Here is a 12,904-nt window from a genome sequence, read left to right on the forward strand (position 1 = left end):
TCTATACCTTGTAGGATCAAAAAATAATGCCTAATAGAGTCGTTAATAACCACAGTCAACAAAAGCTAACTAACTTGCTTTGTTTGAGAGAATCTTCATTAAAATAAAAAACAAAATTTAATATAATTCTGTTTTTTAGAGGAAGCTCTAATTTAGAAAATTTAGGAAAAAATAAGTTATTTTTAAAAATATAGGAGAATATAAGTAAGCGACAAGAAAATGAAGTAATCGTGATAACCGGCTTCAACACAGTAACCATAAATAAGTCACTTGATTTCTAAAAAGTCAATTAATCTGTTCTTTATTTAGTTGACTCTTTAAATTGAGTTGAATTACTCATTGAATTTTAAATAAAGATTTGAATAAAGATATTAACTATAAATTACTATGAAGGTTTCGAGTTTTGCAACAAAATTATTCTAAATTGACATTCCGCACTTCACTTATAAATGAAGTATTATAAAAATTTATATAAACGCTTTTTTTAAAGAAGTTATTTTGTTCCTTTGAGTATTTTTATAAACTGAATTTTTATAGCAAACCTTGAAAAGATATTTGACAGTAAAAGTGGCATCTAAGTTTAGATTTTAAAATACTTTTTTACTTAAAATATAATTAATTACAAGTTAAATATATGACTATTAACACAAAATAATTAAGGGTGAAAATTTTCACCCTTAATTATTTATATTTCTACTTTTAACTACTAATTAGTTACTGTTGAATATGAGGTTAATTCTTCTTTAGAGGTAAGATTAATTCGACGGAGATTAGCCCCTAATTGACGTAACTTTCCTTCTAAATTATCGTAACCACGATCTAAATGATGTAACCCCTGTACTAAGGTCTTTCCTTGAGCTGCTAAGCCCGATAATACTAAAGCAGCTGAAGCCCGTAAATCCGTTGCCATGACTGGCGCACCCGAAAGGAAGGGAACTCCACGTACCAAAGCAATGTTACCTTTAACGCGGATATCTGCTCCCATTCGTTGGAACTCTGCCACATGGCGCAGACGATTTTCAAATACAGTTTCGGTGATAACACTATTGCCTTCACTTAGGGTTAGCAAAGCCATAAATTGGGCTTGCATATCAGTGGGAAACCCAGGAAAGGGTAAGGTTTCAATGTCAGTTGACCGTAACGGTGCAGGAATTAAACGTAAACGATTAGGTTCTTCGATGATTACCTGGGGTCCGATAGCTCGCAATTTAGCAATAGCTGAAGCTATATGCTCAGGAATTACAGGAAATAGACTGATTTCTGACTGGGTAATAGCTCCAGCAACTAAAAAGGTTCCTGCTTCAATGCGATCAGGGACAACAGAGTAGTCTGTACTATGTAAACGCTCAACCCCAGAGACAATAATCTTATTAGTTCCTGCTCCTCGAATTTTGGCTCCCATAGAACAGCAAAAACGTGCTAAATCGATAATTTCCGGTTCTTGGGCTGCATTTTCGATGATAGTTTCCCCATCGGCTAAAGTTGCTGCCATCATAATTGTTTCTGTGGCACCAACGCTCGGATAGTCTAAATAAATCTTTGCTCCCGTTAAGCGATTGCGACTACCTTTAACACAAGCATGGACTTCTCCATGTTCGATACGAACGTCAGCGCCCATGGCTTGTAACCCCTGGACGTGAAGATCCACTGGTCTAGCTCCGATGGCGCAGCCCCCTGGTAAGGGTACACGAGTCATGCCTAAACGGGCTAATAATGGACCTATAACAAAGAAACTTGCCCGCAGTTGGGATACCAATTCATAAGGAGCTTGGGATTTACTAATACTTCGAGCATTGATATCCAAAATGTCACCGTTTCTGTGAAGTTTCACTCCTAAAGCCGCCAAAACTTGGGACATGCGGTTGACATCAACTAGGGAAGGGAGATTCCTCAAGCGACAGTCTTCAGAACACAAAAGAGAACCTGCCATCAGTGCCAGAGCAGAGTTTTTAGCTCCACTAATGACGACTTCGCCTTTAAGGGGAGTTTGACCCTGAATTTCTAAAACCGTTTGCTGTTTTTCAAGATGAGAGGACATAGACATCAAGATATAGTTAATCTTTATGATTGTTTTTTTAAAACTATAAAAGATTATAGTTTTTAATTAAAATTCGTCTACAATTTAACCCTAAATAACTAAAAAAGTCTAGTTTAACTCTTATGTGTACGCTATATGTCCGCTTTAACTCTTATGTGTACGCTATATGTCCGCTTTAACTTAGCAAAAGAGGAAAAAAAAGAGTATTGATAATTGTGGTTTTTAATTCTTGACTTAATTAGCCAAACTAGTTACCATCAGTAAGTAACTTTGTCAAATTGCGGGGCTGGCGGAATCGGTAGACGCGCTAGATTCAGATTCTAGTGTCCGCAAGGACTTTCGGGTTCAAGTCCCGAGTTCCGCATCAGATTAGGATCGAGATGAGTACTTGAAAGATCCCCAATGATTACTAGCATTAAGAACCCTCTTGTTAAGCAGATCAGAAAGTTACATCGTACTAAGGGACGGCGTGAACAAAACCTATTGCTTTTGGAAGGTACTCATTTACTACAGACGGCTTGTCAGGCTAATTGTTCCCTGGTGACATTATGTTTTACGGAACAATGGCAAGTTCGTTATCCTCAATTATGGACAATTGCATCTAAAAAAGCGCAACGCATCGAACTTGTTACAACAGAAGTGCTACAGTCAATGACAACTACTGTTAAGCCTGATGGCGTGGTTGCGACTATGGTTTCCCTCAAACAGCCAGAATCAGTGATCACTAATTTTCAGTTGGGTTTAATCTTAGAAAGACTACAAGATCCAGGAAATTTGGGAACAATTATTCGGACTGCTGTGGCTACTGAAGTTAATGGAATCTGGCTAACTGATGACAGTGTTGAAGTTGATAATCCAAAAGTGTTAAGAAGTTCTGCGGGTGCTTGGTTTGATGTTCCTATGATAGTCAGTTTTGATTTGTCTACTGTCATTAGAAATTATCAACAGACAGGTGTACAAGTTATTGCAACTTTACCAACCGCAACCCAACCTTATTGGGAGATAGATTTTACTAAACCTAGTTTAATTGTATTGGGAAATGAAGGGGCAGGATTATCACAAAAACTGGTTACTTTAGCTGATAAAATTGTTAACATCCCTTTAGGAAAAAAAGTCGAGTCATTAAATGTCGCTATAGCCTGTGCTGTACTTTTGTACGAAGGAAAACGGCAACGAGTAAACAGTCAAAGATCGTCTATGCTGAACTAAGTCTATTAAGTTAGTAGCTAATGACTCTTGAAACTCTTATACTAACTTAATTTTAAGGAAAGAATTGTAATTTTTAATCATCAAAAAGTTCTTACAGTTTATCTACAAAAAGCGTTATTTTTCTCGAAAAATATCCCTACTTCTATCCGTAAAAGATTTGCAAATGTTCCTAATTTAGATTGGTTTATATCAAAAAATATTAACTTGAACTAATACCATATCTTAATATATTAGATTATTATAAGATATTTTTTTAATAAATAGTTATTATAGTTAATTTTTATCAATTAAAAGCTTTACATACTTCAATAATACATCGTGTTTACGCGAACGGACAGATACTAAATACCAGCTCACTTAATTAATCTAAATTTACAGTTAATCAATGATGTAGTTTGACCTGAGCCAACTAGGCTGGCTGTCATACCATTCAGTTGGTCAATTTAAATTTTCTTTTCAACTATAATTTATCATAATTCTTCTATAAAACTCACTTTCTTTAGGTTTAATAGCTTCAAACCCTCTTCTGTAAAATTACTTTAGTCAATTCGCTTTCATGATTATGAAGCTTTTCTTAAGTGTCTGTTAATATTGGCGGCAGAGTTTTTATGAAAACGCAAATGTATGACCTTAATGGTTACGTGCTGCTCTATTGCTTTGATAATTACCACAGAAAAGGTAATTTAATCAAAATTTTAAGAATAATCTACATTTAAAACAGCGATTATACGCTTCTCTCCTAAACATTTCCGCCGACAAACTACAAACCTACTTTCTCGGATTTTAGTACTTTTTTGGTCTCTTTTAAGCAAATAGAAGGTAAATCTGTTACTTAAAAATCTAGAAGATCAAGGATTTGATTTTATCCTAATTTAAACTATCAAAATTACATATACAATATAAATTTGAGAAAAAGCTATTGCTTTCAATAGCTTTTTTTATCTAAAGGGTTTGATCAGTAGTCAAGCAAAAATGGAGGAGTATTGTTTAATAGTTAATCAAGGTGTTGGCGGTCAATATTATTCTATATCGGCTTTTAATAAACTGTCTAACTAACTGATTGGTTAATACTGAACAAAATTGTTATAATTTTTCTCTATACTAAGTTATATCCAACATCTTTTTCTGTTTTAGTTGACGTCTAAATCTTCACTTTTAATAAAATTGTTGGAAGAAATCCTTGAACAAAAATAATATTTACCTATATTGTAGAGGATAAGAGGAGTGCTAAAGTGTTAAATATAACCTTTGCACAGCTTCTCAAGGAGACTTCTTCTAAGAAAAACTGTATATAGTTTGCATCTGTAAGTTTTTCAAATATTGAGAGGGTTTTTGAGTCACAGGGAAAGTATAACGATCTAATTGAACTTGCAACCCTAGCATGGGATCATCCCCTGATGAAATAAGAAATTCTAGACGTTGAATACTTTTCCAACCATAAAGTTCATCAAGAATTCCAGCAATCGTTTGTAAATAAGGATGTTTTGAGTTTTGATACCAGTGGGGATTAACTATTTTTCCTTGTTTAAACCCTAGATGAAAAATCAAGGAAGGACTACCAAACAAAGCGATTGCCACGGGTCTAACTTCTTCCTGTAAAAATAATTGAGCTGAACGTCCTAACTTTCGTAGTTTCTCTAAATTAGCATAACGTTCTTTAGCTAAGCTCTCCTTTATTTCCCAATCAATAGCAACTGTAATTAAATAATTTTTTAATAATAAATGTCCTAATTTTTCAGCTTTGGTCGCTAAATAACTGGAATTATAATTATTAGGTTCAATTAATAAAGGAACTCTATCTACTACTTCTAAACCATATCCTTTTAAACCAGCAATTTTTCGGGGATTATTAGTAATCAAACGAATTTGTTCAATACCTAAATCATTTAACATTTGTGCTCCCATACCATAATCTCGCAAATCAGCTGGAAAACCCAATCTTTCATTGGCTTCCACCGTATCGAGTCCCATATCTTGTAGGGAATAAGCTTTTAATTTATTAACTAACCCAATACCTCGCCCTTCCTGACGTAAATAAACAACGACCCCTAACCCAGCCTCCTCAATCATTTTTAATGCGGTTTGCAGTTGCATCCGACAGTCACAACGCAATGATCCCAAGGCATCCCCTGTTAAACATTCTGAATGCATTCGCACCATAACCGGTTGATCTGTAAACTGTGCAGGATCTCCCTTGACAATTGCTATATGTTCAGTTCCATCGAGAACATTACGATAGGCATAAACTTGAAATGTCCCAAATTTACTAGGAAATTTACAGACTGTTTCCCGATAGACAAAGCGATCATATTGAAGACGATAGCTGATTAAATCAGCGATGTTAATCAGTTTTAAATGGTGTTTTTGGGCATATTCGAACAGTTGAGGGAGTCGTGCCATAGAACCATCAGAGTTTTGAATTTCGCAGATTACCCCAGCTGGATATAGTCCTGCTAACCTCGATAAATCAACGGCTGATTCTGTATGTCCAGCACGTTTAAGAACACCTCCTGCTTTTGCTCGGATCGGAAAAATATGCCCTGGACGAGTTAAGTCGTCAGAGTGAGTATCGGGGTTGATTGCTACTTGGATAGTACGGGCGCGATCATCAGCAGAAATACCCGTCGTTACCCCTAGATGAGGTGCAGCGTCAATACTGACGGTAAAAGCAGTTTGATTACTATCAGTATTTTTTGTAACCATCAGGGGTAAATCTAGGGAATCGAGCCGTTCCCCCATCATGGCTAAACAAATTAACCCCCGTGCCTCTACTGCCATAAAATTGATCATATTCGGAGTAGCAAATTGGGCAGCACAAATTAGATCTCCTTCATTTTCCCGATTTTCGTCATCTACTACTACAACGGAACGACCGGCTTTAATATCGGCTAAAGCAGCATCGATAGAATCAAATTTGGTAATTGAGTTTGGTGAAGCGTCCACAGGTAATTGAGGTATTGATAGAGTTTTTAGTTAATAGTTCTATTTTTACATTCTCACCAATAAACTATTTAAATCTGTTGCTTGATATACTCTAAAATCTTTAAAGATCTTCGTCTGCAATAGGAAGTATCATGGTTTTGGACCAAAGTAATCACCTGAACAATACTTTTATGGAAAATAACCACCAATTCTCTCTTATTCCATGCGATTTACAATCCTATTTCAACATTGAAAACTCCATCCAAATAATCGCTTTATAATTTTTACGTAAAATTTTTTTTATAATTAAATCGGCAATTTACCTGTGATTAAGTTTACATTCACAATTATTTTCTCTAAAAAAAGTGCTGCTAAACACCTGATCAACAATTTTTTCTTAGGGGTGTCTGGGAGAAATAACACACCCAATACAAAGACTACCACATTAGTTACTGAATAACTTTTGACTGAGGAAAACATGCAGACGGCAGCTGTTTGTCCACCACAAATAAACAGTCTAACCTGAAGTAAAATACTTAATGATACTGCATTCAGTTTACAATATAGCAGTATGATTGATACATAATTTTTTATAAAAATTTCGTTAAATTACGACGTTATATTATGATACAATTTATCATTGTTAGTTTTATCTTGACTTAGGTAAACGACTTTCAGACAACATTCTTTAAATATATTAATCATTCTTGTGCAAATTGATGTTATAACTCTATTCCCTGATTTTTTTACTTCTCCTCTTCAAGAGGGACTCTTAGGAAGAGCTTTAGTTAAAGAGATTGCCCGGGTTAATCTCGTCAATCCTCGTAGATTTGCTCTTGATAAGCACCATCGCGTAGATGATGAACCCTACGGAGGAGGAGTAGGAATGCTTTTGAAACCTGAGCCTATTTTTTCGGCAGTAGAGTCTCTATCTGTATTAGCCAAACCCAATATTATTTTACTGACTCCTCAAGGACAACCTCTTAACCAACCCTTACTACGAAAATTGTCCACTGAGTATGATCAATTGGTTCTCATTTGTGGCCATTATGAAGGAGTGGATGACCGTATTCGCCACTTAGTTGATCAAGAAATTTCTTTAGGAGATTTTGTTCTAACCTGTGGAGAAATTCCCGCATTAGCTTTAATCAATGGAGTAGTTCGCCTCTTACCTGGAACAGTTGGTAAGATTGAATCTCTTAAGTCTGAAAGTTTTGAAGCTGGGCTACTAGATTATCCCCAATATACTCGTCCCTCTACTTTTCGTGGTTTTGAAGTTCCTGAAGTGTTAAGGTCAGGAAATCATCAAGCGATTGAAAAATGGCGGTATCAACAACAACTTAAAAGAACTCAAGAACGCCGCTCTGATTTATGGGAAAAATGGTTAAAGTCTTTTCAAAGCAATAAATAAATTCAAGATTAAGACTTTAATTCAATTGGGTTGCTCAACTACTCTGATGATACGATCACAATCTAAATCAAGGTTAGTCGATTGATATTAACTTTATTTAGGATTTTCCCCAGAAAATCCTAAATAAGATTCTGTTTGCACTACATCACTTTTATCCAATTCTACTTCCTGGGTAAACTTTTTTATAGAATCAGTTAAAGTATGACAAGGGTAATGAGCATGTAACCAGAAATTGGTTCTCTGAGTCATTTCTCCCTGAAAAGTTAACATGAATTCTTTAGCGCTCATCAGTATCTCCTTATTCCTAGGAACTACAATTAATTGATTCTGGAGTTGAGAATGAGGAGATAAATGGTTCCGACAAGAGCCAATAAGTAGAGTTAATCATAGGTGATTATATCATTATTGATAGTTTTTTATTTGTTCATAAAACTATCAACTACTAAAAATTTAGTAAAGTTTTTGTCAGTTGAGAGCTTTAAAAATTACTAAATTTCCTAGGTAATCACCGAAAGGTAACAAGACCCTTTTTCCTTTCTAAGTAGCTTTTAGTTCATTATCGAGAGATCAAAAATCTAAACAAGGTATTAGGTTGTGTGAGTTATTGTCCAACTGCTCAGTTAACATTCAAAAGTTAGCCGTCATAAATTTTCGATGAAACTTTGTGTATACAATTTTTAAGTAACAGAATAGCCTGTAAAGTCAGAAGTCAATATCTGTTTATTTTTGGGAATTAATAAAAAAGACCTCTTCTCACTCCTGACTATGACTAACTCATTCTATTTATAGCTAGTAAGATGGCGCAAAATCTTAAGTGTTGCTTATACATTAAATATTAAAGTTATAAATTTGAGCTATTTTGTTGAGTTTTTTGGGAGCAAAGCTAAAATGTTTCAACAGACCTCCCATTTCCATAGATAATTGGCCATGCGTACTATTCAAGAAATTAATGAAAAAATCCTTCGCCAACAAGTGGTGGTGTGGACCGTCGAAGAACTGAAAATACGAGTACAAGATAGTAGTGTAGAACAAGCGTTTGAGGAAGTAGATGTTATTTGTACGGGAACTTTTGAACCGATGGAATCTTCTGGAGCGATTATTAACCTAGGTCATACCGATCCCCCTATTAAAATTCGTCAATGTTGGATCGAGGGAATTCCAGCCTATGCAGCATTTGGAGCAGTGGATTTATACTTAGGCGCAACGGCGATGATTGATTATGCTGTTACCGGAGAAGGAGCTGATGGAGATAATCGTCAGGGAACAGTTATATCAGAACGAGGGGGTGGTCATATTATTGAAGATTTAATTGCCGGTAAACCCGTTTCTTTACGGGCAGTTGGACAGGCGACTGATTGTTATCCTAGAACTTCTTTTGAGACTACCATTACCCTTGAGACTATCAATCAATTTTATTTATATAATCCGCGTAACCTATATCAGAATTTTATTGTGGGGGTTAATGGAGGTGATTATTCCCTCTATACTTATCTTGGCCCTTTACAACCTGAATTAGGCAACGCTGTTTATTCTAATCCAGGAGCGATTGGACCGCTAATCAATGATCCTAACTTAGAAGTGATTGGCATCGGAACCCGTATTTTTCTTGGCGGTGGTGTTGGTTATATTGCTTGGGAAGGGACTCAACATTTTCCTTTACAAAAACGTTTACCTAACAAAACTCCTATTGGCCCGGCAGCTACTTTAGCCTTGATTGGAGATGCTAAAGGAATGTCATCAAAATGGGTTCGGGGGTGTTACTTCCACAATTATGGCCCGTCTTTAATGTTGGGAGTAGGGATTCCCTTGCCGGTTCTTTCTCTCGACGTAATTAAACATTGTTCAGTTAACGATCAAGAAATTGTTGCCCCTGTGGTAGATTTTGCTATTCCTCGTCGGGTTCGTCCAACCTTTGGTTTAGTCAATTATGCTCAACTCAAAAGTGGAAAAATAAACATTGAGGGAAAAACAGTTCGAGTCGCTCCTTTAGCTAGTATTTCCCGTTCTCGACAAGTTGCCCAAGAACTCAAGCAATGGATTAAAACAGGACAATTCACTTTAACCGAACCCGTAGTTTCTTTACCCAAAAATCGGGACTTTATTTCTCAAGATTTATGGGGATCTCGTATTGGTTTGGATTAAATGAGAGCAGAGACGTTGCAAGCAACGTCTCTATAGTTTGGTGTACTATAGTGATACCCTCGCTAAGGTAGAATCTAGCTTCCCCACATTTTAACCATTATAATTTCTGGTGGAATATCAGCTACCTTGTCAGTAGCGGATTGAATGCCAATATAACGCTTAGATCCTAATGGTAACAGTTTTGTTGAGTCTGTAGGTCCAAACAAAGCAAAAGTATAAGTCCCTACGGCGACGGCCAGCTGAAGAGGATCACTATCGGTACAGAGGATCGAATTAGCCCCTGCGATAATAGCTCCCAGTTTACCGACATCACCAGGTCGAGTAACTTTGAGCATGGGATAATTTTCTTGCATCAAGATGGTTTGCTCCAAATTATTGCTGTCTTGCAATAATACTACTGATAAATTTGGCTGTTTTTGTTTAAAACTATCGATAATAGTTCTCCATTGCTCAACTGGATAAATAGCTTTAGACTCTTGAGGAATTCGACTCGAACCGTTGTAGAGCAGCATATAATTGTTCTTTAGGTTGAGTCGTTGCTGTTCAGCTCGCGCCCAGTCAATATCTTCCGTCGGAACGGCAATTTTTAGGGGAGGACAAGAAGATTGAACCCCCAAACTGGTTAGCAGGTCGTGGGCAACATGGGAAGCGTACTGTTTTGTTTTAAGAGGAACAGGATTAGATACAAGCCAGGAGGTTTGGCTTCGATACCCAATTCTTAAAGGAATGCTATTCAACCACAAAAGTAGGTCAATGGTCCACTTTTGTCCTAAGTTAAGAGCGATATCATATTCGCGATCGCGAATCATACCCAAGACGTTCAAATAATCAGCTAATCCATTGCGATCTTGATAATTAAAGATGAGAACTTCATGGATACAGGGACATACCCGATAAGCTGGTTTAGCACGGGGTTCAACCATGACATCAATTGTAGCCTTTGGATATTTGGCTTTGAGATCTTCGAGGGTAGGAAAAAATAAAATTTGGTCGCCAATTCCCCCAGGAACAAGGGCTAATATTCGCATAGGCACGATCCTTAGATTAATAATCTATCGGCTTAATCACAACACAACAGATTCATTCTAAAGGAAGATTACCCCAAATCCCTTATCTGTTCAGAATAAATTCTTTTTATAAGTAAAAGTTATTTTGTTTTTTGGACTATCCTATAAGTTAAACTTATAGAATTTCTCTGAATCTGTCATATAAAAATTGAAAATATGGAAATAAAGTTTTATTATCAATAATAGGATTAGTAATAATTATAATTGCTTTTTAATATTAAATATAATTAATAATATTTTCATATTAAAAAGTATTAATTATAGGATATTTACTTAATTTATACCTATAGGATCAAATACTAAACTCAGTTTAATAAATTTAATTTATTCAAGTAAATATACCATTTACCATAATTCAGATGATAAATCAAATTTTTTCTATTTGATTTATCAAAAAAATATACATAACAGCAACTTATATTATCTGAGTAGTTTAACTACTCAGATAATATAAGCAAAAAAATTAATCAATTATGCTCAATTTGCATTGAGTAAAAAAACTGTTTATTTTGAAATTAATTATTATTAAGTTAATGTGACTTATAGAGTATATAAATATGTCCAATAAGTAGGTTTAGTTATTTTTTTAAAAAAAATAACTAAACCTACTTATTAATGCTAAAAATATAACTAAGAAAATAAAATAAATTAATAAAAAATACGATAATCATAATTATATTTACATATAAAAATAGTTATTAATCGAGATAAGTAATATTGAAAAAAATAGTAAAAATAAAAACCAAAAAATATTTTAAGCAACTTGAAATTGATATAAATGTTACCCAATAATACTAAAAATTTAAAATTAATGTGAATAAATTAAGAAAACAGACTAAATTAGTAGTAATTTATTTTTATAAATAACAAGTAAATAACTAATTAAATTATGAGAAAAAATAATAAAAAATAAGAACATAAAAAAGATACAAAAAACTAGATTATAAAAATAAATACAGTTTAAGTGAGAGTAAATATATTTTTTCTTCAAAAATACTAGTTAAAAGTAACATATTTAATAACTTATTAAACTAGATAGAGATGGGTATCAATACTATTAAAATTACTGAATTTGTATAAAGAAAAGATATAGAAAAAAATTAAAATGGTTAAGAGAAAATATTGTGCATTTATAAAATAGGTAGATTTTCAATATATTTATTTGACAAAAAGAGCAAAGGTATTAAATATTTTCCAAACTACAGATAAATTAAATTTATCATTAAATATAGTTAAAAGATATTGCTAAATAAACTATTTAAATAGAATACTTTTATCAGTAAATTTTAAAAAGAAATAACTAGTAACGAAATAAAAAAAACCTTTTTACGGAAAATAATAAAAACAAGAATAAAGCTTTATAAATTGCATAAACAAAGTGTAAAAAATTGATTATAAAATAATTTTCTTTCTCAAGAGTTACAGTAGTACACGAACTAAGTAAAATACAAACCAAGTAAAAACTCTAATATTACTTTATCCCGAGATATTATTTAAAATAAATATAGGTTTTCTATATCAAGAGATATCTTAATCTAAATAAACATAGTCTTACTTGATTTTTAAAAAATAGCTAGTTAATTTTCTTTTAAATAGATCCTATAAATTAAGTCAAGATATAGATAGTAAAATACTTTTTATGGATCAAAAGTTGTTATCAACAATAACCTAGTTATATCAACCTATTTTTTGATAATGATTAGTATGATAGTCTTTATCTAAAGTAAAAATTGATTTCTGGAGAAGAAGTAGTAAAAAATTGGACTAATAATGAAAATTATCGGTGTATCAAATTTATTAAACAGAAAATTTTATTGCCTCATAATAGAGATAATTATGGTAAAAAAAAATAGTATAATTGTAGGTCGAACTATAAAAGTATCCCAGTGACCCCGTGCAGTCATTATTTCTATAATTTTAGATTATAGGCTCTATCTCCATAGTTTAAGGCTATTTACAGTCAATTTTCTTGAGATAATACAAAAGTAACAAATTTCTGTTTTTTTCAAACAAGTTACTTATTGAACTGTAGTCCTTCATTTTAGAGGTAAAAGTATTGTTCTAACTCAGTAATTCTAGTACTTCCTTTAAAATAATTGACCAATCTATGGATTA

Annotated in this window: 7 protein-coding genes and 1 tRNA gene; 4 read left to right on the plus strand and 4 right to left on the minus strand. The window is 33.6% G+C overall.

The features are described 5' to 3' along the window. Positions 1–706: 706 nt before the first annotated feature. A complete protein-coding gene (gene murA, locus ETSB_RS07400; RefSeq protein WP_044107196.1) occupies positions 707–2,038 on the minus strand; it encodes a UDP-N-acetylglucosamine 1-carboxyvinyltransferase in 1,332 nt (443 codons plus the stop codon). Between the two features lie 280 nt (positions 2,039–2,318). Between murA and ETSB_RS07405 the strand changes: the two genes are divergently transcribed. Continuing rightward, positions 2,319–2,402: transfer RNA gene (locus ETSB_RS07405), tRNA-Leu, on the plus strand. Between the two features lie 38 nt (positions 2,403–2,440). Further along, the gene (locus ETSB_RS07410; protein ID WP_044107197.1) at positions 2,441–3,247 is read left to right on the plus strand and encodes a TrmH family RNA methyltransferase; all 807 of its coding nucleotides are present in this window, start codon (positions 2,441–2,443) and stop codon (positions 3,245–3,247) included. Between the two features lie 1,275 nt (positions 3,248–4,522). Here ETSB_RS07410 and ribBA read toward each other — a convergent pair. Next, positions 4,523–6,190 carry a bifunctional 3,4-dihydroxy-2-butanone-4-phosphate synthase/GTP cyclohydrolase II gene (ribBA, locus tag ETSB_RS07415; protein WP_044107199.1) on the minus strand — a complete coding sequence of 556 codons (1,668 nt, stop codon included), beginning with the start codon at positions 6,188–6,190 and terminating at the stop codon, positions 4,523–4,525. Positions 6,191–6,878: 688 nt separating this feature from the next. Between ribBA and trmD the strand changes: the two genes are divergently transcribed. Then, entirely contained in the window at positions 6,879–7,580 is a 702-nt protein-coding gene (gene trmD / locus ETSB_RS07420; RefSeq protein WP_044107201.1) for a tRNA (guanosine(37)-N1)-methyltransferase TrmD, read from the plus strand. 93 nt (positions 7,581–7,673) lie between these two features. Here trmD and ETSB_RS09410 read toward each other — a convergent pair whose 3' ends face one another. Continuing rightward, positions 7,674–7,868, minus strand: a complete 195-nt coding sequence (locus ETSB_RS09410) for a hypothetical protein (RefSeq protein ID WP_084220218.1) — start codon at positions 7,866–7,868, stop codon at positions 7,674–7,676. Between the two features lie 639 nt (positions 7,869–8,507). On the opposite strand from ETSB_RS09410, the gene ETSB_RS07430 reads away from it, so the two are divergent. Further along, the gene (locus ETSB_RS07430; protein ID WP_044107202.1) at positions 8,508–9,722 is read left to right on the plus strand and encodes a homocysteine biosynthesis protein; all 1,215 of its coding nucleotides are present in this window, start codon (positions 8,508–8,510) and stop codon (positions 9,720–9,722) included. 74 nt (positions 9,723–9,796) lie between these two features. On the opposite strand, the gene ETSB_RS07435 is transcribed toward ETSB_RS07430, so the two are convergent. Then, entirely contained in the window at positions 9,797–10,750 is a 954-nt protein-coding gene (locus tag ETSB_RS07435) for a glycosyltransferase family 9 protein (protein ID WP_044107203.1), read from the minus strand. Positions 10,751–12,904 lie beyond the last annotated feature (2,154 nt).

The organism is cyanobacterium endosymbiont of Epithemia turgida isolate EtSB Lake Yunoko (assembly GCF_000829235.1).
Taxonomy (GTDB): Bacteria; Cyanobacteriota; Cyanobacteriia; order Cyanobacteriales; family Microcystaceae; genus Rippkaea.

Excerpts from the sequence above, each read along its gene's own strand:
- ETSB_RS07430 (WP_044107202.1), top strand. The coding sequence starts at position 8,508 with ATGCGTACTATTCAAGAAATTAATGAAAAAATCCTTCGCCAACAAGTG.
- ETSB_RS07435 (WP_044107203.1), bottom strand. The coding sequence starts at position 10,750 with ATGCGAATATTAGCCCTTGTTCCTGGGGGAATTGGCGACCAAATTTTA.
- ETSB_RS07410 (WP_044107197.1), top strand. The coding sequence starts at position 2,441 with ATGATTACTAGCATTAAGAACCCTCTTGTTAAGCAGATCAGAAAGTTA.
- ETSB_RS09410 (WP_084220218.1), bottom strand. The coding sequence starts at position 7,868 with ATGAGCGCTAAAGAATTCATGTTAACTTTTCAGGGAGAAATGACTCAG.
- murA (WP_044107196.1), bottom strand. The coding sequence starts at position 2,038 with ATGTCCTCTCATCTTGAAAAACAGCAAACGGTTTTAGAAATTCAGGGT.